Source organism: Gillisella vitis, from assembly GCF_021559775.1.
Classification (GTDB): Bacteria; Pseudomonadota; Alphaproteobacteria; order Rhizobiales; family Rhizobiaceae; genus Allorhizobium; species Allorhizobium ampelinum.
The window spans coordinates 788,920-810,562 of sequence record NZ_CP056047.1 but is presented as its reverse complement, the minus strand read 5'-3'; the positions used below and the strand labels follow the sequence as shown (position 1 = coordinate 810,562).

Annotated in this window: 23 protein-coding genes; 18 read left to right on the top strand and 5 right to left on the bottom strand. The window is 58.3% G+C overall.

Going from position 1 to position 21,643, the window contains the following annotated elements:
* The first annotated feature begins 5 nt into the window (after positions 1-5).
* Positions 6-1,622, top strand: a complete 1,617-nt coding sequence (gene cimA / locus AVCG78_RS03685; protein ID WP_071204713.1) for a citramalate synthase — start codon at positions 6-8, stop codon at positions 1,620-1,622.
* Positions 1,623-1,769: 147 nt separating this feature from the next.
* Positions 1,770-2,693 (top strand): EamA family transporter RarD, encoded by a 924-nt coding sequence (rarD, locus tag AVCG78_RS03680; protein ID WP_071204714.1) that lies wholly within the window; start codon positions 1,770-1,772, stop codon positions 2,691-2,693.
* Here rarD and AVCG78_RS03675 read toward each other — a convergent pair.
* Positions 2,682-3,302: an LOG family protein gene (locus tag AVCG78_RS03675; protein WP_071204715.1), complete on the bottom strand. Its 621-nt coding sequence runs from the start codon at positions 3,300-3,302 to the stop codon at positions 2,682-2,684. The genes rarD and AVCG78_RS03675 overlap by 12 nt on opposite strands.
* Before the next feature lie 348 nt (positions 3,303-3,650).
* Between AVCG78_RS03675 and AVCG78_RS03670 the strand changes: the two genes are divergently transcribed.
* The 5 genes from AVCG78_RS03670 (at position 3,651) to AVCG78_RS03650 (ending at position 9,881) form a co-directional block, all read left to right on the top strand.
* A complete protein-coding gene (locus AVCG78_RS03670) occupies positions 3,651-5,633 on the top strand; it encodes an Ig-like domain-containing protein (protein ID WP_071204717.1) in 1,983 nt (660 codons plus the stop codon).
* Between the two features lie 178 nt (positions 5,634-5,811).
* Positions 5,812-7,698 (top strand): ABCB family ABC transporter ATP-binding protein/permease, encoded by a 1,887-nt coding sequence (locus AVCG78_RS03665; RefSeq protein WP_071204718.1) that lies wholly within the window; start codon positions 5,812-5,814, stop codon positions 7,696-7,698.
* 121 nt (positions 7,699-7,819) lie between these two features.
* Positions 7,820-8,518 carry a phosphatidylserine decarboxylase gene (locus AVCG78_RS03660; protein WP_015915474.1) on the top strand — a complete coding sequence of 233 codons (699 nt, stop codon included), beginning with the start codon at positions 7,820-7,822 and terminating at the stop codon, positions 8,516-8,518.
* Between the two features lie 37 nt (positions 8,519-8,555).
* Entirely contained in the window at positions 8,556-9,464 is a 909-nt protein-coding gene (locus AVCG78_RS03655) for a CDP-alcohol phosphatidyltransferase family protein (protein ID WP_071204719.1), read from the top strand.
* A 258-nt stretch (positions 9,465-9,722) separates the two neighbouring features.
* Positions 9,723-9,881: a hypothetical protein gene (locus AVCG78_RS03650; protein ID WP_174089654.1), complete on the top strand. Its 159-nt coding sequence runs from the start codon at positions 9,723-9,725 to the stop codon at positions 9,879-9,881.
* A 23-nt stretch (positions 9,882-9,904) separates the two neighbouring features.
* Here AVCG78_RS03650 and AVCG78_RS03645 read toward each other — a convergent pair whose 3' ends face one another.
* Positions 9,905-10,660: an SOS response-associated peptidase gene (locus AVCG78_RS03645; RefSeq protein ID WP_071204780.1), complete on the bottom strand. Its 756-nt coding sequence runs from the start codon at positions 10,658-10,660 to the stop codon at positions 9,905-9,907.
* Between the two features lie 90 nt (positions 10,661-10,750).
* On the opposite strand from AVCG78_RS03645, the gene AVCG78_RS03640 reads away from it, so the two are divergent.
* From AVCG78_RS03640 to AVCG78_RS03610, 7 genes are all read left to right on the top strand, one after another.
* Complete coding sequence (locus tag AVCG78_RS03640) at positions 10,751-11,191, top strand: NUDIX hydrolase (RefSeq protein ID WP_071204720.1); 441 nt, start codon at positions 10,751-10,753, stop codon at positions 11,189-11,191.
* Positions 11,192-11,260: 69 nt separating this feature from the next.
* Entirely contained in the window at positions 11,261-11,695 is a 435-nt protein-coding gene (locus tag AVCG78_RS03635) for a TIGR02301 family protein (RefSeq protein WP_071204353.1), read from the top strand.
* A gap of 99 nt (positions 11,696-11,794) precedes the next feature.
* Positions 11,795-12,052, top strand: a complete 258-nt coding sequence (locus tag AVCG78_RS03630; RefSeq protein ID WP_015915468.1) for a hypothetical protein — start codon at positions 11,795-11,797, stop codon at positions 12,050-12,052.
* Positions 12,053-12,069: 17 nt separating this feature from the next.
* The gene (locus tag AVCG78_RS03625) at positions 12,070-12,846 is read left to right on the top strand and encodes a hypothetical protein (RefSeq protein WP_015915467.1); all 777 of its coding nucleotides are present in this window, start codon (positions 12,070-12,072) and stop codon (positions 12,844-12,846) included.
* Positions 12,847-13,023: 177 nt separating this feature from the next.
* The gene (gene ygfZ, locus AVCG78_RS03620; protein WP_071585318.1) at positions 13,024-13,863 is read left to right on the top strand and encodes a CAF17-like 4Fe-4S cluster assembly/insertion protein YgfZ; all 840 of its coding nucleotides are present in this window, start codon (positions 13,024-13,026) and stop codon (positions 13,861-13,863) included.
* A gap of 1 nt (position 13,864) precedes the next feature.
* Positions 13,865-14,512, top strand: coding sequence for a YfbR-like 5'-deoxynucleotidase (locus AVCG78_RS03615; RefSeq protein ID WP_071204723.1), 648 nt, complete (start codon positions 13,865-13,867; stop codon positions 14,510-14,512).
* On the top strand, positions 14,509-15,051 hold the full coding sequence (locus tag AVCG78_RS03610) for a tyrosine phosphatase family protein (protein WP_071204724.1): 543 nt from the start codon (positions 14,509-14,511) through the stop codon (positions 15,049-15,051). The genes AVCG78_RS03615 and AVCG78_RS03610 overlap by 4 nt, the downstream gene beginning before the upstream one ends.
* Positions 15,052-15,300: 249 nt before the next feature.
* On the opposite strand, the gene AVCG78_RS03605 is transcribed toward AVCG78_RS03610, so the two are convergent.
* Positions 15,301-15,921, bottom strand: a complete 621-nt coding sequence (locus tag AVCG78_RS03605; RefSeq protein WP_139191421.1) for an EF-hand domain-containing protein — start codon at positions 15,919-15,921, stop codon at positions 15,301-15,303.
* Between the two features lie 362 nt (positions 15,922-16,283).
* Between AVCG78_RS03605 and AVCG78_RS03600 the strand changes: the two genes are divergently transcribed.
* The 3 genes from AVCG78_RS03600 (at position 16,284) to AVCG78_RS03590 (ending at position 18,578) form a co-directional block, all read left to right on the top strand.
* Positions 16,284-16,928: an HD domain-containing protein gene (locus AVCG78_RS03600; protein WP_071204782.1), complete on the top strand. Its 645-nt coding sequence runs from the start codon at positions 16,284-16,286 to the stop codon at positions 16,926-16,928.
* Between the two features lie 4 nt (positions 16,929-16,932).
* A complete protein-coding gene (locus AVCG78_RS03595) occupies positions 16,933-17,784 on the top strand; it encodes an MOSC domain-containing protein (protein WP_071204727.1) in 852 nt (283 codons plus the stop codon).
* Positions 17,785-18,314: 530 nt separating this feature from the next.
* Positions 18,315-18,578: a hypothetical protein gene (locus AVCG78_RS03590; RefSeq protein WP_071204728.1), complete on the top strand. Its 264-nt coding sequence runs from the start codon at positions 18,315-18,317 to the stop codon at positions 18,576-18,578.
* On the opposite strand, the gene recO is transcribed toward AVCG78_RS03590, so the two are convergent.
* Positions 18,497-19,291 (bottom strand): DNA repair protein RecO, encoded by a 795-nt coding sequence (gene recO / locus AVCG78_RS03585; protein ID WP_071204729.1) that lies wholly within the window; start codon positions 19,289-19,291, stop codon positions 18,497-18,499. The two genes, AVCG78_RS03590 and recO, sit on opposite strands and share 82 nt — an antisense overlap.
* Positions 19,292-19,537: 246 nt before the next feature.
* Between recO and AVCG78_RS03580 the strand changes: the two genes are divergently transcribed.
* Positions 19,538-20,638: an AbrB family transcriptional regulator gene (locus AVCG78_RS03580; protein ID WP_234665079.1), complete on the top strand. Its 1,101-nt coding sequence runs from the start codon at positions 19,538-19,540 to the stop codon at positions 20,636-20,638.
* A gap of 12 nt (positions 20,639-20,650) precedes the next feature.
* On the opposite strand, the gene era is transcribed toward AVCG78_RS03580, so the two are convergent.
* A complete protein-coding gene (gene era, locus AVCG78_RS03575; protein ID WP_071204731.1) occupies positions 20,651-21,634 on the bottom strand; it encodes a GTPase Era in 984 nt (327 codons plus the stop codon).
* Between the last annotated feature and the right edge of the window lie 9 nt (positions 21,635-21,643).

The window sequence follows — 21,643 nt, the reverse complement described above, 5'->3', positions numbered from 1 at the left end:
CACTCATGACCCGCGAAAAAATCACCCTGTTCGATACCACGCTGCGCGATGGGCAGCAGACGCCCGGCATCGATTTTTCCGTGGAAGACAAGATTGCCATTGCCGCCATGCTGGATAATTTCGGGCTTGATTATGTCGAGGGTGGCTATCCCGGTGCCAATCCGACCGACACGGCATTTTTCTCAAAGAAACGCACCAGCCGCGCCCGCTTCACGGCGTTTGGCATGACCAAACGCGCCGGAATTTCCGCCTCCAACGATCCGGGCCTGAGCCAGCTTTTGCAATCGAAAAGCGACGCCATCTGTCTGGTGGCGAAAAGCTGGGATTACCATGTGACAGTGGCGCTTGGCTGCACCAATGAGGAAAACCTCGACTCCATCCGCGACAGTGTCAAGGCCGTGGTGGCTGCGGGCAAGGAAGCGCTGGTGGATTGCGAGCATTTCTTCGACGGCTACAAGGCCGATGCCGATTATGCCGTGGCCTGTGCCAAAACCGCCTATGACGCCGGTGCGCGCTGGGTGGTGCTGTGCGACACCAATGGCGGCACCCAGCCGCCGGAAATCCGCACGATCATCGCCAGCCTGATCGAGGCAGGTGTTCCCGGCACGTCGCTGGGCATCCATGCTCATAATGATACCGGCCAGGCCGTTGCCAATTCGCTGGCTGCCGTGGAAGCCGGTGTGCGCCAGATTCAAGGCACGCTGAACGGCATTGGCGAGCGCTGCGGCAATGCCGATCTGACCACCATCATTCCAACGCTCTGTCTGAAGAACACCTATGCCGACCGGTTCGAGACTGCCATCGATCTCGAAAAGCTGGTGGAATTGACCCGCCTCTCCCATGCCTTCGATGAGCTGTTGAATCGCTCCCCCAACCATCAGGCTCCCTATGTCGGTGCTTCCGCCTTTGCCACCAAGGCTGGCATCCATGCCTCGGCGCTGTTGAAGGACCCGAAAACCTATGAGCACGTGGAGCCGGGTCTGGTGGGCAATTTCCGCAAGGTCATGGTCTCTGACCAGGGCGGCAAGGCCAATTTCATCAACGAGTTGAAACGCCGCGGCATCACGGTTGCCAAGGACGATCCGAAGCTGGACCGGCTGATCGAGATCGTCAAGCAGCGTGAAGCGACAGGCTATGCCTATGAAGGGGCCGATGGCAGTTTCGAGCTCTTGGCGCATCGCACCCTCGGCACCGTGCCGGAGTTTTTCGCCGTCGAAAGCTTCCGTGTGATGATCGAGCGCCGGTTTGACAGCAATGGCAATTTGAAAACCGTGTCAGAAGCCGTGGTGAAAATGGTGATCGACGGGCAGACGGTGATGTCGGTCGCCGAAGGTGACGGCCCGGTCAACGCACTCGACATTGCCCTTCGCAAGGATCTCGGCAAATTCCAAAGCGAAATAAAGGATCTGGAACTGGCCGATTTCAAGGTCCGTATCCTCAATGGCGGCACCGAAGCCATTACCCGTGTTCTGATCGAATCCACCGATGCCAGCGGTGCCCGCTGGTGGACGGTGGGGGTCTCGGAAAATATCATCGACGCCTCGTTCCAGGCGCTGATGGACGCCATTGTCTACAAGCTGATGAAAAACCGCCAATTGGCCGGGCGGATTGCGGCGGAATAAACCAAAACCGTCTCGATCTGCTTTCCAGTTTTCGAACATTCCCATGGTCGCATTCACCAAACTCACTGACCCTTCAATGGAATGAATTTGCCGTTTGCGCCCTGAAGGCGTATCGGCAGGAAAAACAGCAATGGGATCGGAAACATCATGAGCGAAGTTGCAGCGCCAGCGGGCGAAAACCGCGATAGCCTGCGCGGCTTTCTTTTTGCGCTTTCGGCCTATCTGCTCTGGGGATTTCTGCCTCTTTACATGAAGGCCGTGGCGCATATTCCGCCCATGGAAGTGATCGCCCATCGGGTGCTGTGGTCCATTCCGGTGGCCGGTCTCGTTCTTCTGGTGCTGCGGCGCACCGATGACCTGAAGCGGGCACTACGCAATCCGAAAATGATCGGCATGGCGGCAATCACGGCCTGCCTGATCAGCGTCAACTGGGGTATTTATGTCTGGGCCATCGGTGCAGGCCATGCGCTGGATACGGCGCTTGGCTATTTCATCAATCCGCTGTTTTCCATTCTGCTTGGTGCTGTGCTTTTGAAGGAAAAGCTGAAGCCGGCGCAAATGGCGGCGTTGGCGCTGGTGGTGGTCGCCGTCGTCATCCTGACGGTGGATGCCGGACGCCTGCCGCTGATCGCCCTCAGCCTTACTTTTTCCTGGGGCTTCTATGCGTTTTTCCGCAAGACGCTGCCGATTGGCCCCAATCAGGGCTTTCTGCTGGAAGTGCTGTTGCTGTCACCTTTTGCCCTGGCCTATCTGATCTATCTCGGCGTGACCGGCCAGTCGCATTTTCTGGGGTCGCCGGATACCAGCATGTTCAACAATACCGTGCTACTGGCCTCGAGCGGGTTGGTCACAGCCGTGCCGCTGATCCTCTACGCCAATGGCGCCAAACTTCTGCGTCTCTCCACCATCGGCATCATGCAATATATCGCCCCGACGATGATTTTCCTGATCGCCGTCTTCCTGTTTCGCGAGGAATTCAGCACCGCCAAGGCCATTGCCTTCCCGCTGATCTGGGTAGCACTGGTCATCTATACCTTACCGATGCTGAAACGGCGCCGATCAGAGCTTTGACAACACCTCGGCATCCCCGGAGATGCGACCGAGTTCTTCCCAGCGATCGACGATTTTCGGCACGATGGCCTCGATCTCGTCAATCACCAGCGGCTGCACCTTATGGCCGGTATGGACGAAGCCCTCCTGGCGCATATGGGTGATCAGCTCCAGCATCGGGTCCCAGAAACCGTTGACATTGGCAAATACCATCGGCTTTTCATGGCGGCCAAGCTGGCCCCAGGTCATGATCTCGACGATTTCCTCCAGCGTGCCGATACCGCCCGGCAGGGTCACGAAGGCATCGGCGCGCTCGAACATCTTGTGCTTGCGCTGATGCATGTCCTGCGTAATGATCAATTCGTTCAGCTGGCCGAGAGAATGGCGTGTAGCTTCCATATCGACCAGGAATTCCGGTATGATGCCCGTCACCTGGCCACCCGCGTCCAACACGCCGCTGGCAACGGCACCCATGATGCCCTTGGTGCCGCCGCCATAGACGAGGCGCAGGCCATGAGCGGCAATTGAGTGGCCAAGTGTGCGGCCTGCAGCCATGTAATCGGGATCACGACCGGGCCGTGAGCCACAATAAACGCAGATGGATCGAATCGAAGAATGGTTTTCTGTCATACGTTTAGAATGGCCATCGCGGCCCGCTGACGTCAATAAAATTAACGAAAACTCCAGGAAGCCTATGAACAAACCGGGTTCATCGCTTGTGCAGCGATTAAGGAAACGTTACTGCATAAACTCTTAAATCCCTATGGATGTAAGAGATCGGACCAAAATGCGGGACGCGATTTTTGGAAAATCCGATGGAAATGCCAAGTCCGTAGTACCGCAGCGGTATGCGGTTTTGAGCTGGGTCATGCAGTGGGGACAAAACTTTTGGGCGTCCTTCATGGGGTATTCATACGCCATGGCGCTCTATCAGTTTCAAGGGATATGGCGGAATAATCCGCCCGGAGACGTTGGACTATGAAAAACCGTGCCGGTTGGCTGGCTCTCGGCGTGCTTGCCATTGCGACAGTATTGATGGTGTTTTTCGTGCTTCCGCAAATTGGCGGCACAAAGAAGACGGCAGAAACACCTGCTGCCCCGGCTGAACAGGCGGCAGCGCCCGAAGCGTCCGGGCCTTCCTCACCCACGCCTGCCCCCGATGGCCAGGCCGCCGCCAAGATGCAGCGTCTGACCAAGGCCGCAGAGCAATCGGTGGCCGCCTTGGAAAATCTGTTTGCCGATCAGAAAACCCCGGCACCCGAACTTTACGCCACAGCCCGTATTGCTGCATTGACAGCCCTGAAAGCCCTATCGGATGCCGATCTTCCCGCCGGGATAGAAGCAGGCCTTGTAGACAGCCTCACCAAGGCCAAGTCCTCGGCAGCCCATGCCTTGCAGTTGATCGCCAAACTGCCCGCCTCCCCGCAGGATGCCGCCGCCATGATCGCCAATATCGGTCGGGCCATGCGCGGCGAACCGGAAGTGGCTATCGATCCGGACATGCCACGTTTTGACGTGCTGCGCGTTGAAAAAGACGGCTCGACTGTTATCGCCGGCAGCGCGGCACCGGGTGCCAAGGTCGAGGTCCATGACGGCTCCAGCAATATTGCCAGTGCCACCGCCTCTCCAAACGGTGATTTCGCCATCGTGCTCGACAAGCCTCTGTCGCCCGGCGATCATTCTCTGGATTTGAAAGCCACGACCAAGGAAGGCAAGACCATCGGGTCTGAGGAGCAAGCCACGGTTTCCGTCCCGGCCGATCCATCCGGTGACGTGCTGGCCATGGTGACCAAGCCCGGCGAAGCCAGCCGGCTGATCAGTGGCCCGCAACAGGATCAAGTCTCGCCAAAGGATCAGAGCCAGCCACAGGCTCCGGAACAGATCAATGGTGTCGACAAGCAGGGCCGCGTCGCCGCTGCTACGCCCACGACGCCGTCTGGACCTGCGTCCACCCCATCCCTGTCCGCTGCCGATTTGCAGATTACCGCGGTCGAGCTTGAAGGCGACAAGATTTTCGTGGCAGGCAACGCCCAGAAGGGCCGCACCGTGACCGCCTATGCCGATGGCAAGCAGATCGGCTCGGCGGATGTCGACCAGAAGGGGCATTTCGTGGTCGAAGGCCAGATGCCGCTTTCCGTCGGCCAGCATATCATCAGCGTCGATCTGAAGGATGCCAATGGCAGGGTCACACTGCGCGCGTCGGTGCCGTTCAACCGGCCGGAAGGCGATCAGGTTGCGGTTGTCGCACCGGAAGCCCAGCCCGGCGCCGCCGGCAGCACCGTCAGCCCGGCCACCGTCGATAGCAACCTGTTTGATCGGCAGCGCGATACACTGGCCAAGTCCTTCACGCTGCTCAGCAACCTGTTTGCCGATGGCAAGACACCGACGCTGGAAAGCCTGGCGGCATCGCGCTCGGCACTGGAATTTGCCCTGAAAGCAGTTGCGGATTTCCGCCCGACCCCCAGCACGGACCAGACCGCCAGCGCCTTCATGGCGCGCATGGCAGACCAGGCTGACAAGGCACTCGTGGTCCTCAAGCAAGTGCCGACGGCGTCGGTCACGGCGATGGCTAATGCCTTGCCGACCCTCAAGTCGCTTGTCGATGCGGCGCTGGAACCCATGCCGGCCAAAATTGCCGCCGCGCAAGCCGCAGCGACGCAAAACCCGGCACCGACCTTGGCGCCAGCCGATGGTACATCGCCGCCGGTGCTGAGCCAGGCGCCGCTGACCGAAAGCAAGAATGCGGTGATCATCCGCCGGGGCGATACGCTCTGGCAGATTTCCCGCCGGGTCTATGGCCAGGGCGTGCGCTACACGACGATCTATGTCGCCAATGCCGAACAGATCAGCAATCCCGACCTGATCGAGCCCGGCCAGACCTTCACCGTGCCGGATCAATCCATGCCGGATGACGAGGCCGAAAAAATCCATCGCAAATGGATGCTGGAGCACAAGCGATAGGCTGAAATGCCGGCAAGGGCAGACGAATGTTTCCAAGTCCTTGCCTCTTTCGTCAGCATTGCCTATATCAGCACATAACAAAGGCGGCCTCAGGGCCGCCTCTTTTTTGCCGCCTCTTCCGGGCGCCTCCTTCGGGAACGGACCGCGCTTCCACCAGCCCGCGCGCAGGACATAAAGCATGCATCAGAAAGTCAAAACGGTTTCGGCCGAGAGCAGTAATCCGTGGCGCACCATCGTCAATCTCTGGCCCTATATGTGGCCAGCCGAGCGCCTCGATCTGAAAATGCGGGTGGTCTGGGCAAGCCTGTTTCTGGTGATCGCCAAGCTCGTGCTGATGCTGGTGCCCTATTATTTCAAATGGGCCACCGATGCGCTCAATGGCAAGATGGATGCGACCGGCCTGCTGCCTGCCTTCATGCTGTCGGCGGTGATGCTGGTTATCGCCTATAATCTGGCCCGCATCGTGCAGATGGGCATCAACCAGTTCCGCGACGCATTGTTTGCCAGCGTCGGCCAATATGCCGTGCGGCGGCTGGCCCATATAACCTTTCTGCACATGCATCAATTGTCGCTGCGCTTCCATCTGGAGCGCAAGACCGGCGGCCTATCACGCATCATTGAGCGCGGCACCAAGGGCATCGAGACCATCGTCCGCTTCACCATTCTCAACTCCATCCCGACGCTGATCGAATTTGCCCTGACGGCGGTGATTTTCTGGTGGGGCTACGGATTTTCCTATCTGGCGATCACCGCCGTCACCGTCGCCGTCTATGTCTGGTTCACAGTCAAGGCTTCGGACTGGCGCATCGCCATCCGCCGCTCGATGAATGACAGCGATACCGACGCCAATGTCAAAGCCATCGACTCACTGTTGAATTTCGAGACGGTCAAATATTTCGGCAACGAAGACATGGAAGCACGCCGTTTCGATGCCTCCATGGCCCGCTATGAAAAGGCCGCCACCCAGGTCTGGACCTCGCTCGGCTGGCTGAACTTCGGCCAGGGGCTGATCTTCGGTGTGGGCATGACGGTGATGCTGGTGTTTTCGGCGCTGGCCGTACAGCGCGGCGAGCAAACCATCGGCGATTTCGTCTTCGTCAACGCGCTGCTGTTGCAGCTTTCCGTGCCGCTGAATTTCATCGGCATGCTCTACCGCGAAATCCGCCAGGGGTTGACCGATATCGAGCAGATGTTCGACCTTCTGGCGGTAGAGCCGGAAGTGCGCGACGCGCCCGATGCCAAGCCGCTTACCATCGCCAAGGGCGCGATCACCTTCGAAAACGTGTATTTCGCCTATGATCCGGCAAGGCCGATCCTGAAGGGGATTTCCTTCACCGTGCCGGAGGGCAAGACCGTGGCCGTCGTCGGCCCATCCGGCGCTGGCAAGTCGACGATTTCGCGGCTGCTCTACCGGTTTTACGATGTGCAGCAGGGCGCGATCCGCATTGACGGGCAGGATGTCCGGGACATCACGCAGACCTCGCTGCGCGCCGCCATCGGCATGGTGCCGCAGGATACGGTGCTGTTCAACGACACCATTGCCTATAATATCCGTTATGGCAGGCCTGAGGCCAGCGACGCCGAAATGGAAGCCGCAGCCGACATTGCCCAGATCAGCCGCTCGATCCGTGAACTGCCGCAGGGCTACAAGACCATGGTCGGTGAGCGCGGCCTGAAACTGTCGGGCGGCGAAAAACAGCGTGTCGCCATCGCCCGCACCGTGCTCAAATCACCGCCAATCCTCATTCTCGATGAAGCAACCTCGGCGCTCGACACCACGACCGAGCAAGATATCCAGGCGGCCCTCGACATTGTATCGCAAAATCGCACCACTTTGGTTATCGCCCACCGGTTGTCCACCGTGATCGGCGCCGACGAAATCATCGTTTTGAAAGCGGGCGAAATCGCCGAGCGTGGCACACACGCGGAACTTCTCGCTCAAAACGGCCTTTACGCCTCGATGTGGAACCGGCAGCGGGAGGCGACCCAGGCAGAAGAGCATCTGCGCCAGGTGCGCGAAAGTGACGATCTCGGTGTGGTCACGCGCCTGCCGCCTGCTGTGTGATCGGCATGTATAAAAGTGGGGCGGCTTTCCCGTGAGGGGCCTCAATCAGGCCCGGCATTGCCCCTGAACACGTTTCGCGGTAGTCACGTCATCAATAGAGTTTTCAGGAGAAGTCCTACCGATGTCCTTGTTCGATACGATCCGCAATACCCTCGTCCCCGTGCATAAGGAAGGCTATATTTTTGTCGGCGCTTTCTTCGTCGGGTCGCTGGTGCTCGGATGGATCTGGGAGCCGCTGTTCTGGGTCGGCCTGCTGCTGACACTATGGTGCGCCTATTTCTTCCGCGACCCGGAGCGCCTCACCCCGCAGGATGACGATCTGGTGGTCAGCCCTGCTGATGGCCGCGTGTCGATGATCCAGATGGTCATCCCGCCGGAAGAATTGCAGCTGTCGAGCGACCCGATGTTGCGCATCTCGATCTTCATGAATGTCTTCGATGTCCATATCAATCGCGCCCCGGTACGCGGCGCAATCCGCCAGGTTGTCTACCGCGAAGGCAGTTTCCTGAATGCCGAACTGGACAAGGCCAGCACCGACAATGAGCGCAATTCGCTGGTCATCGACGGCCCGCGCGGCGCTATCGGCGTGGTGCAGATCGCAGGCCTTGTCGCCCGCCGCATCCTGTGCTGGTCGGTGCCGGGCCAGGCACTCGGCGTGGGCGAGCGTTTCGGTCTGATCCGCTTCGGTTCGCGCCTGGATGTCTACCTCCCAGCCGGCGCCGAGCCCCGCGTTGCGGTTGGCCAGCGCTCAATTGGTGGTGAAACCGTGATCGCGGAATATGGTTCGGCAAAGGGCCCGGTCATCAGCCGCCGCAGCTGAGACGATTTTTGCAAGCCATAACGGAGACAGGTCAGCCATGAACAGCGACACGCCGCAGCATCAGGCACACCCTTCGCAAGAGCATGAGGGACCGAAAACTCAGGCGGATGAGAATCAGCCGGGCCAGCAGGAGGTCAACGAGGCTTCACGCGGGCCTCGGCTGCGGGAAATCCCCCTGCGGTTGATGATTCCGAACCTGATTACCGTTTTGGCCATATGCGCCGGTCTGACTGGCGTCCGCCTGGCCTTCGAAGGACGTTTCGAGCTTGCGGTCGGCATGGTGCTGGTCGCCGCTTTTCTTGATGGCATCGACGGACGTATCGCCCGCCTGATGAAAGCCACATCGAAATTCGGCGCACAGATGGATTCGCTCGCCGATATCGTCAATTTCGGCGTGGCGCCCGGTCTGGTTCTCTATGTCTATATTCTGGATCAGGCCCGATCCTTCGGCTGGATCGCGGCGCTGATCTTTGCGATATCAGCAGGCCTGCGGCTTGCCCGTTTCAATGTCATGGACGAACGTGCCATCAAGGCCCCTTGGCAAAACGCCTATTTCGTCGGCGTTCCCGCGCCTGCTGGTGCGCTTCTGGTCATGCTGCCGATCTATCTCGGCTTTCTGGGTGTGGAAGCTACGCCAGGTTTTGCCTTTGCGTCCTCAGCCTATACGATGCTGATCGCCTTCCTGCTGATCAGCCGCTTGCCGGTCTGGTCCGGCAAATCTGAAAAGAAAGTCCGCCGCGATCTGGTTCTGCCACTGACGATCGCCGTGGTGCTTTATGTCGCCCTGCTGATGAGCTTCACCTGGGAAGTGCTGTCGGTGACGGTCATTGTCTATGTGCTCTCCCTGCCCTTCGGCGCCCACGCCTGGAAGCGGAAATACGGCACCTTGACCGTCATGGAAGACCACGACGACCATCACGGCGCCGGAATGGATCGAGGCCTTTGAAACAGGCCTTTAAAACCGGAAATTGTAAAACAGACTCACGAAAAGTAGCAGTCTTTGATTTAAATTAATTTGCATTGTTCACGAAAGTGTCATGATCTCTCAACCTGAGCAGTCAGAAAAACGACTGTTCGGGAGTTTGTCACGGGAAAAACGCAATCCGTTTTTCTCGATAAGGACAGACTGAAACAAGGGAAATGCGTGTCCCTCAGGTTGCAAGCAAACCTGACAGGCCGCAATGGAAACACTTTGGAGAACATCATGCCCGCCCCCCTGCAAGCCCCCGCCTTCCTGCAAGCAAAAGAAGCGCCGCAACCGGCCAAGCCGGAATTGAGCGACAATTACCGCCCGATCGGTCTGAAAGCGGTGATTGCCGCCGCTCTGATGTTGAAGCGAGCGCCGATCAAGAAAGTCGCTTGAGGACGTCCTTTTTCCAATACCGTTCAAAACAGCGATAGCTGTTCCGAAGGCGATTGTGTCTCGGCTTTCGGCATCGGGTTTTCGACGCGGACCTGCACATCCGGGCCGGTATTGGCGACCTTATTGACCTTGTCGGAAACCGGAATGGCTTCGAACATGTCCTCGCCTGCCGGTTTCAACAGGTCAGCCACGTGGCGTGGCTCCTGGCGCTTGCAATCCAGCCAACGCTCGAAATCCTCCGGGCCGATCACGACAGGCATGCGGTCATGGATCGCTCGAATGGAGCGATTGGCACTGGTGGTCAGGATGGCGCCGGTATCGATTTCAGATCCATCAGCGGCGGCAAAGGTTTCGACCAGACCACCGAACGCGACAATACCGCCCTGGGTGGGGCGGATCCAGTAAGCCTGCGGTTTTTCACCGCTTTCCTTTGCTGGCCGATACCATTCGTAAAAGCCGGAGGCCGGGATCAAAACACGGCGATGGCGCATGGCACCGCGAAACGACGCCTTCGTTTGCGCCGTTTCAGAGCGCGCATTGATCAGCAGTGGAAAATCACTCGGGTCTTTCACCCAGCCGGGCAGAAAACCCCAGCGCACCAGCAGCGCCCGCCTGGTCGGCAGGTTGCTGCCCACCATCGGCACCTCCCCATTGCCAACCGTCAGAATCGGCTGGGTCGGAGCAATGTTGAACCGCGGCGGAAAGGCTTCAAGTTCGTGCAGACCAAAGGCCTCCACGATCTCGTCCGGTGTCACGGTCAGGGCAAAACGTCCACACATGGTCTTGTCTTCGCAGTCACAGAGCCTATCGTCAAGCGACCTTACAACGACTGCCTGGCGCGTCAGATCAGCAAACAGAACGAGCACCGCATGACCGAGCAACCCGTCCCGGTTTTTTTCGCCCCCGCCTCCTCTGCCATCGTCATCCGCCAGGGCAAGCTGCTGCTGGTCAAGCGGTCGAAGCCGCCAGCCGCCGATCTCTACGCTTTTCCTGGCGGACGGGGCGAACCCGGCGAAACACCGGAAGAGACTGCATTGCGCGAACTGAAAGAGGAGACCGGGCTATCGGCCCATGCACCCAGTCTGTTTGCCAGCTACGACCTCTACCCGGACCCGGGCGGCCCCAGTCACCATCACTTCCGGCTTTCCGTTTTCCTCGTCACCCTGGACGATCCGGCGGCGGCAGCGGTCGCCCAAAGCGACGCCGCTGCGCTGGGCTGGTACAGCCCGGCAGAAATCCTGGATCTGCCCGCGCCACCCAGCGTGCGTGACTGCGTGGAAAAGCTGGTGGCTTGCGGTAAAGCAGCGTAAACGAAGGCGGGAATAGTGATAACGTTGACGTTAATCCCGGCGACCCCGCCACATATGCCACGGATATGCATGACCCGACCAATCCTGCTTTTTCCTGCCCTCTGTACCGTGTCCGTCCTTATGGCGGGACTTGCGGCAGCGGCAAATGTCGCACCTCCAGCAAAGCTGCCCGGCGAGGCTGCAACGCCTGCGCAACAGGCAACACCCTATGACGGACAGTTAAACCGGCTCTCGGAAATCCTGGGAACCGTGACCTATCTGCGCAATCTCTGCGCGGGCCAGCCGGAGCAGCAATGGCGGGCTGTCGCCGAAAAGCTCATCGCACTCGATGCAGGCACTGAACCGGTCCGCAAGCAGATGCTGACAGCGGCCTATAACCGTGGTTATCGGGCCTTTGCCGCAGTCCATCCCTCTTGCACTTCCGCCGCTCGGGTGGCAGAAAGCCAGTATCGTGCTGAAGGCGCAACACTTGTTCGGGAAATGACGGCGCGCTTTGGAAATTAACCAATAATTCATCCGATTTAGCATTCGCCCGTGTCGTTTTGATAAAACACTGATAGAGTCGTTAACAACTGAGTAAGTACCGCTTCGAGGACATGCAGAATGGAACCACGCCGCAACGAGATTGACGACATGATCGTTCATGAAAAGATGCAGGCTGCCCTCGAATATCAGAACGAGGCATGGGCCGATGGCATGGCTGACGGTATCGAACCGGAAATCATTGCCGATGCGGCCATTGCACTGGCCATGCGCGAAACCATCCGCATTCATGGTGAAGATGGTGCGGAAGCCATGTTGGAGTCTTTGCGTGCCCGCATGCTGGCCGGTGAGTTTTCTCCCAAGCGAAGTGTTCAGTAAGTTTCAGAGGCAATAAGATGCGCAAGGCATGCCAGACCGGAGCAAAGGCGACCGGTCTCAAGAACAATGTAAAAACAATGTTGGTCTGCGGCTGGATGGCAAGCATTGCCGTTATCGCTCTGCCGGGCAGCAGTTTCGCTCTGTCAGAATTGCAGGGCGGCGCCAAGGATGCGGCGCAGCAGGGGCAGCAACCGCAAACCGGCCAGCAGCCGGGCCTGCCAACCGACAGCACCTCCGATCCGAAGAGCGCGCCCAGCGCCGAACCACAGCAGGCAACACCCGCCGACAAGGCGAAGGGTGCGGCTGCCGAAGCGGCCCCGCACACACCTGTTGAGGTGATCTACGATATCAGCAAAGCGCCTGAACCGGTGCGCAAACTGCGCGAAAAGCTGGTGGAAGCCGCAGCCTCCGGCGATCCGGAACGGTTGCGCGCGCTTCTGGCGGGCGGCAACGATCCGACGGCGCTGGCACTTGGCAATGACAATGGCGACCCGATCCAGACGATCAAGAGCGTTTCAGGCGACCCCGACGGGCTTGAAGTCTTGGCCATCATGCTGGACGTGCTGTCGACCGGCTTCGTCCATGTCAATGCCGGCACCCCGGAGGAAGCCTATGTCTGGCCCTATTTCGCCGAAAAGCCGCTGACAACGCTGACCCCACCGGAAAAGGTGGAATTGCTGCGGCTGGTGACAGCGGGCGATTTTGAAAACATGCTGGAAGTTGGCAATTACAATTTCTTCCGCATCGGCATTGCACCCGACGGCAAATGGAAATTCTTCACGGCAGGCGATTGATGGCCGAATGTTTGCCTTAAAGTTGTCAGGGAAAAGCCCAACCCGCTTTTCCCGACAAGGCAAACGGCGTCAAGGTATCTCACCTCGCGGCAATCGATTTTGCTGAAGAGAAAAATGTGCAATCCACGGCTTCGCCCAATGCCGCCGTGGTTTCGTAAGATGTGATTGGATCGTCTCATGCCAGCCGTTTTTCTTGAAAACCGGGCTTTTCTAAAGGTCACTGGAGCCGAGGCCGCGCATTTTCTCAACAATTTGCTGACAGCGGATCTCGGCCTTATCGAACCTGGGCAAGCCGCGCCCTCGGCCTTGCTGACACCCCAGGGCAAGATCCTGTTTGACATGCTGGTCTATCCGCTGGCCGATGGCTATCTGCTGGAGGTGCCATCTGACGAGCAGGAGGCCCTGCTGCGCCGCCTAACGCTCTACAAGCTGCGCGCCGCCGTGACCCTAACTCCCGCTGAATTTTCCGGAGTAACGGTTATCTGGGACAACGCGCCGACCGGAGCTTTTCAGGATCGTCGTTTCGCTGCTGCCGGTGAAACGGTCTGGCGCGTGCCGGGTCGCGTCAACTCGGCTGTGGATGATATCAGGCTTTATACAGCGTTGCGAATCAAGGCCGGGGTGGCCGAAGCGGGGCTCGACTATCCGCTTCAGGATGCCTATCCGCACGACATATTGTTTGACCTCAATGGCGGCGTCTCCTTCAAGAAAGGCTGCTATGTCGGCCAGGAAGTGGTGTCGCGTATGCATCACCGCAAGATGGCCCGCCGCCGGATCGCCATCGTTTCTGCTGACACAGCCCTGCCCGCAACCGGCACCGAGCTTCGTGCCGATGGTAAGCCGCTTGGCACACTCGGCACGGTTTTGGACACCATCGGATTGGCGATCCTGCGTATTGACCGCACTGGCGATGCGATGGCAAACGGCACGCCTATTCTGGCCGGTGATCAAGCCGTGCGTCTGCACCTGCCCGCCTGGACCGGCCTGGATTTTCCTGCCGCGTCAGACGAGGACTGACATGCCCGCCGCCCCTCCTCCGATATCGGCGCGGGCTTGGCAGCGGATGCTGTCGGGCCGTCGCCTCGATCTTCTCGATCCATCACCGCTTGATGTCGAGCTTTCCGATATTGCCCATGGCCTGGCCCGCGTCGCCCGCTGGAATGGCCAGACGGTTGGCGACCATGCCTTTTCCGTGGCCCAGCACAGCCTTGTGGTCGAAGAGATCTTTCGCCGCTGCAATAGCAAATACAATGCCAACGACCTACAAATGGCCTTGCTGCACGATGCCCCGGAATATGTGATCGGTGACATGATCTCGCCCTTCAAGGCGGTGGTAGGCGGCGGCTATAAGCTGGTCGAAAAGCGGCTGGAGGCGGCCATCCATCTGCGGTTTGGGTTGCCCTCGCATCCCACGGCCAGCCTGAAAAGCCTGATCAAGAAAGCCGATAGCATCGCCGCCTATTTCGAGGCCACCGAGCTTGCCGGATTTACCAGCGCGGAAGCCGTGCGGATCTTCGGCCAGCCGCGCCATATAACCGCCGACATGCTGCCGCTCAGCCCTATGCCAGCCATTGAAGCGCAGCGGCAGTTTGCGGAGCGTTTCGACGCCATCGAGCGGCTGCGGGAGGCTGAAAAGCACCCCAGGTCCAGCACGGTGACGCCATGAGCTATTTCGTGGTCAGCCCGCTGGCCCGCCTTGCTGAGATGGCGGTGCGCCACAAGGCGAAAGAAATGATCAGCCTGCTGGCCAAGGGGCAGGATTTTCATCGCCCCGCAGTGATTTCACCGGACCGCCACCTGACGCTTGCGCTGAACGATATTACCTTTGCCGGTAGAGGCGATCTCATCGCCCCGCAAGATGTGCATGTGGAACAGATCATCGATTTCGTGAAGGACTGGGACCAGACTGCGCCGCTGCTGATCCATTGCTGGATGGGGGTATCACGCTCTCCAGCTGCGGCCTTGATTGCCAGTCTCGCATTGCATCCCGAACAGGACGAGGAAGCCCTGGCGCTAGGCTTGCGGGCCGCGTCGCCTTTTGCGACGCCCAATATCCGGATGGTGGAGATTGCCGATACCTTGCTTTCACGCGGAGGACGCTTCGTTGCGGCGATGAAAAAACTAGGCCGTGGCCAGGATGCCGATGGCAATGCGCCGTTTGTGCTGCCAATTCTAGCAGCCGATCCGGTCTCCAGCTCCGCTTGATACGGACAGGCGCTCGATCCGAGGGATCAGTAAATCAGCGTTGAGGTTGAGAAATAAGGGATAGATTGGTAAAGTTTGATGCGGGTTCAATCGGCATAGGCATCATGTCTCCATGCCGTTTGTTTGCAAATAGCGGCCCTTCAGGGCAGCATTCAGCCTCATGGCTGATATAATGTTCTCCCAGTCTCAGTACTAGAACGATGAGCTCCAAAGTCCTGCACCGGGATGGCCGGGTGCCGTAGCAACCCGTCAGGCAGCGGCGGTTTGTCCGGTCGTATCGGTTTCGTCGGCAGTGCCGCCAGCGGAACGATAGGCATTGATAACCGAGCTCATCTGGCTGAACACATCATCCATGGACATGCTGTCTTCACTGCCACTGCTGTCACCGGACATCATACTGCTAAGGCTCTGCATGTCGCCCATACCACCCATACCGCCCATCATCATCGGAGGAGGCATTTTAGTCTCGGACTGCAGCTGGTCTTCGGTCACATAGCCAGCATCATCCGAGTCGATGGCCTCGAACATCTTGGTCGAATCTTCTTCCGACGCACCCTCTGGACGTGCGTTGACAAATTCTTCCTTGGTTACTTTTCCATCGCTATCAGTGTCGATGGACTTGGGTGAATTCTGGTCGGTAGAAGAGCTGTCGCCACGGGCCAGAACCATGGCCATCATATCACTGGAAAGCTGCGAGGATGTGCTGTTGGCGGCACTATCGCTCAAAACGGTTGGATCCTGGGTCCGGGTAGATCCCGCGGATTGTTCTTCCGCAGAAACGACACCATCACTATTGGTGTCCAGGCTGGATGTCGAGCCGACGTTGTAAGACGACACCGACGAAAGAGACGCTGAAGAAACGCTCGTCATTGAAAACCCCTGTCTAGGTTGTTTCTATTTTTATAGCGCCATTTAAACGCGAGACAGGTCGGCGCTACGCGATGCCTATCGTGATTTGGGGTCATTCGTCAAAAGGCAATTGTTATAGGTGATAATTTGTATGGGCTGGATGATTTCCCTAGAAATCCAGGGTTTTCTGGAGGTTGAGTTGAAAAACGCTCAGCTGTTGCCGCGCGGGATCACGGAAATATGCGTCCTTGCGTACCGCTTTTCCACCCTGCGAAGGCCAGGGCAAAATCATGCGATTTTGAGGGTGGATTTATCCTTCAATCTCAGTGGATTTGGGCAATGATACAGCAGAACCAAGTGATTCCCTGCAAGAAGATGCCCCGATGATCACCACAGCCTTCGCCCCTCATGACGACCTTGCCAAATGGCTCCTGCCGCATGCCACTGAGGGCAATGACGGTTCGCATGACGCTGCCCATATTTTGCGGGTGTTCAAAAATGCCATGCGCATTCACGCCGTCGAAGGCGGCGACAGTCAGGTTCTCGCCGCTGCGGTTCTACTGCACGATTGCGTTTCCATGGAAAAGAACGCGCCCAACCGAGCGGATGCGTCCCGCCTTGCCGCAAAGAAAGCTGAAGCAATCCTGGCTGACGACAGACAATGGCCAACGAGCAGCATCCAATCGGTCTCCCACGCAATCCTCACTCATAGTTTTTCGGCCAATCTTGCGCCCGAAACGCTGGAAGCAAAAATCCTGCAAGATGCCGACCGGCTGGATGCCATCGGAGTGGTCGGGGCAGCGCGTTGTTTTTATATTGCCGGGCGGCTCGGCTCCGGCCTTTACGATCCAGCCGATCCGAAGGCTTTGCATCGCCCACTGGACGACAAGCGCTTTGCCATCGACCATTTTCAGACCAAGCTTTTCAAGCTGGCGGATGGCTTCCAGACCCCGACCGGGCAACATATGGCGCACGAGCGCCATGCCCGCCTACAGGCAATTTTCAGCGATTTTCTTGAGGAGATCTGATTCGATGTTTCTCTCCGACCTTTGCATCTATCCTTTAAAAAGCGCGCGGGGCATCGCCCTGGGCCAAGCCGACATTCGTCCCGAGGGTATCAGCCGCGACCGCCAGTTGATGCTGGTGGAGCCCTCAGGGCATTTCGTCACCCAACGAGAGCTGCCGGAACTGGCGCAGTTGGACGTTCAGCTAGATGACACATTTTTACACCTGCGACTCGATGATAGCAGCAACATCAGCATGCCCCTGGAAAATTTTAGCACCCGCAAGCCGGTCACGGTCTGGCGGTCATTGGTTGATTCGGCCTTGGCTGATCCCACCGTCAACGACACCTTGTCGCAATGGTTCGGCAGGCCGCTCGAACTGGTGTTCTTCGATGAGCGGGCCTCGCGCCTGGCCAATGCAGACTGGGCCGGACCAGACACGCCCGTCACCTTTGCCGATGGCTATCAGGTGTTGATCACCACGACAGCCTCGCTCGACGCGCTGAATGCCGATATGGAATCCCATGGGGAAGGCATGGTTGCCATGGACCGCTTCCGGCCCAATATCGTCATCGACGGCGCACTGCCCTGGGAGGAAGACCAATGGGCCAGCATCGCCATCGGCGGATTACGCTTCGATCTCGTCAAGCCCTGCGCCCGCTGTATCATGACAACACAAGATCAAAAGACCGGATCGCGGTCCGGCCCTTCGCCGCTTGCTGCCATGGGACGGCTTCGAATGTCAGGCGATAAGCGCGTTCCCGGTCCGCTGTTCGGCTGGAACGCTGTTCCCCGCGCTATCGGCACACTGCGCCTTGGCGATATTGTCGAGGTGCTGGAAAGGCGACCGGAAGGCATTGAACTTAGGAAACGCCGGTAAACGGTTCTCTTAACCGACAGATATTTTGCATAAAAATCCAATATTTCAATTTTAACGGGAATTTTTTCTGACTTTTTGCGACTGCGCAGATTTTGCCGCAATGCGAACGCTATTTTCCGAAATGGGGCATGTGGGATTCATTTTGCCATGAAACCTTCATATTCAATCGATCACAAAAATATATTTTGTTTTTGATTGGAGCGCCATTGACGGATCGACCCATTGATCTTACCTTCAACGCTGTCGACAAGGTGGCAATACACGCTACCAGGATCTGTCAATCGGACAGGACATCCATCGACACGTGTTCAATCTAGAGCCGGTTCCATAACCGGCTCCCTGGCAAGGAGGTAAAGCATATGCGCAGACTATCGCACCATGCGGCGCGCTCCTCGCATCTATGCCCGCTTGGCGTGAGAGGCGTTATGATGATGTCTTTCATTTGCTGTCGAATGTGACGCGTTCTTAAAACAAGACACCACAATTGATCGACTATTGGCCTGCGTATCAAAGCGGGCGGGGATATGACTATGGAAAAACAAGTTATTGAATATGCCGGTGTTCCGGTTGGAATCAGCGTCCCGGAAGGCAACCGGGTCAAGTTTATCGCCGTGAAATTTCCAGTCATTGATCTGGATGGCGGCGTTTATAGCAATGTCACCGAACTGCAACGCGCCATCCGCACGCATATGAAAAAATCCGACGAGAATGCCTATGGCACCCTCACCGGTTTCGGGGCAGCTCCACCCAGCACACTCTCATCCGGCGTCTCCAAGGCTTTCAGCGCCGCCTGACAGAACGCATCGCGCGCGGCTCCAGCCGTGAGCCCGCGCGGTTCATAGACATGTCTTTGTAGAAAATAACCGGTCAGCCGGAAGGCCTGTTGCAGGGCCTGCGCATCGGCTTGTTTGTCTTTGCCGACGCACGGCTCCGGTTGCAGGAAAACCGGAAGAGTAAGAAGGCGATCCGCATAGGGCAGACCGGCGGCGTGGGAAACCGCCCTTCCCGTTTTCGGCGAAACGAAAACCAGATCCTGACGCCCACCGGTGGCCGCGCAGGCTGTCAAGTCCAAGCCGAAACCAAGATCGTTCAGGATTGCCAGTTCAAAGCGGATGAACAATTCACCTGCCGACGCGGGTTCATGCAGGTGATCGAGAATAATGTTCATCGCCTCATACAGATGCCCATGCGGCTCGCGCTCCGGCAGCAGCCGCAGCAGAGACGCAAGCGCCTGCACGCCATAGACCGCCGTGGCCGAACTCATCAGATGACCAGCCCGCAATTGCAAAGGCTCGACGCGGAAATCGCCCAGATGCTCTTCCAGCCGCGCCCGCCAGGTGACTTCCACGACATTGCCCGGCTGCAACACCGGCTGCATGGTGCGTGATCGCCCGCCCCGCACCAGACCGAGATGGCGGCCCCGCGCCAATGTCATCATTTCGGCAATGACGCTGGTTTCGCCATGCCTGCGCACACCCAACACAATTGCCTGATCGGTCCATTCCATAGATTGTTTTTATACCAGAGCGATGATGTTCGCCCGTAAAAAATCGGGATATTCCCCTTGATCTGGTTCCAAGCGCGCTATTCTTATGGCCGATGGAAGCATAGCAGCCATGCGATAGTCTTCGTGCCAGAATTTCACATGGCGCTGAGAAGAAGATCGCCCTATACAAAACCCGCCCTTTTCAACCTGCGGCATGCTTCACTTCAGCGCCGTATCCCTGGTTCAGATCCCGCAAGACGGCATGACATGACCCCAATGGACACGAAAAACACCGAACCCGCCTTGGGCGATGGCCGGCTGACAGCGCTTCCATCCGCGCTCAAATGGATACTGCTGCTGCTCTTGTCGCTGCTGGTCGCCGGGGCTTTGGAATATGTCCGCTTCCCGGCAGCGCTTCTGCTTGGGCCGATGATCGCCGCTATCGTGTTTGCCACCAATGGCGCAAGACTTTCTCTCCCGCGCCCGCCCTATATCGCCGCCCAGGCTCTGGTGGGCTGCATGATCGCCGAGTCGCTGAATGGCGATATCCTGCGACGGTTCCTGGAGGATTGGCCGCTGTTTATCGGCGCGACGCTGTCGGTAATCGCGCTCAGTTCACTGCTCGGCTATATCATGGCGAAGCGCCAGGTTCTGCCGGGGACCACAGCGGTTTGGGGCAGTTCCGCCGGAGCCGCCTCGGCCATGGTGCTGATGGCGGAGGCTTACGGCGCCGACACAAGGCTGGTTGCCTTCATGCAATATCTGCGGGTGGTCTGCGTGGCCTCGGCAGCTGCGGCCATGGCGGCCTTCGTTTTCAATATCGCCGGTGCCGAGCCGCCGCCCCTGGTATTTTTTCCTGAAACTGATTGGCAAGCGCTGGCCCTGACGCTGGCGATGACCGCTGCGGCCACTGCCGCTGGTCACCATCTGAAAATCCCCGCAGGCACGATGCTGGTGCCCATGCTGGTTATGGCTGTGCTCAATTCTTTCGGGCTGGTGAAGATCGAACTGCCGCTCTGGCTGCTCGCCGTGGCCTATGCCATGGTCGGATGGCGCATCGGGCTGGCCTTCAGCCGCCGTCTTTTGCTGCATGCAGCCAAGGCGGCACCACAGGTTGCCCTGTCGATCCTGATCCTGATTTCCTTTGGCGGCTGTTTGGCTTTTCTGCTGTGGTATCTTCTCGGCGTCGATCCGCTGACCGCCTATCTCGCCACCAGCCCGGGCGGGCTGGATTCGGTGGCGATCATTGCCGCCACCACCCATGTGGACCTGCCCTTCGTGCTGGCCCTGCAAACGGCACGCTTCCTGATGATCCTGGCGCTCGGCCCGTCGATTTCAAAGTTCATCGCCAACCGGATCAAGCAATAACCCGAAAAGCGGTCAGTCCCTCGGAAATTCCAGGCCCATTTCGCGGAATCGTTCGGGATCGTTGCCCCAGTTTTCACGGACTTTCACGAACAGGAACAGGTGAACCGTCTGTTCGAGAATTTCCGACATTTCCTTGCGCGAACTGGTGGAGATCGACTTGATGGCATCGCCATTCTTGCCAAGCACGATCTTCTTCTGGCTGTCGCGCTCGACATAGATCACCTGCTCGATCCTGACCGAGCCATCCTTGCGTTCTTCCCATTTCTCGGTTTCGACATGAGAAGAATAGGGCAATTCCTGATGCAGGCGCAGGAAGAGTTTTTCACGGGTGATTTCCGCCGCCAGCTGGCGCATCGGCAGATCGGAAATCTGATCCTCGGGATAGTACCAGGGGCCTTCCGGTAGGTAATCGGCCAGATAATCCATCACGTCCTGGCAACCGGAACCGTTGGTGGCGGAGATCATGAAGGTGCGCTCGAACTTCACTGCCTCGTTGGCCGTCGAGGCCAGTTTCAGCAGATCCTCGTGACGCACCTGGTCGATCTTGTTCAGCACCAGGATTTTCGGCTGATGCACATCTTTCAATGCTTCCAGAATGGCTTCGCCATCGCCGCGCAATCCGCGTTCACTGTCGATCAGCAACAGGATCACGTCAGCATCCTTGGCCCCGCCCCAGGCGGATGTCACCATGGCGCGGTCCAGCTTGCGGCGTGGCTTGAAAATGCCGGGCGTGTCCATGAAGACGATCTGTGCATTGTTATGGATCGCAATGCCGCGCATGACGGCGCGCGTCGTCTGCACTTTGTGGCTGACGATCGACACCTTGGCACCAACAAACCGGTTCACCAGGGTCGACTTGCCGGCATTGGTGGGACCGATCAAGGCAACGAAGCCAGAATGGGTCGGCCGAACCACAGCCGCATCTTCGGCCACGGTGCCAGCGACGGTGTCTGCGATCTGGCCATCGCCAGCCGGTTGGTTTTCATGCTCGGTCATTGTCATCCA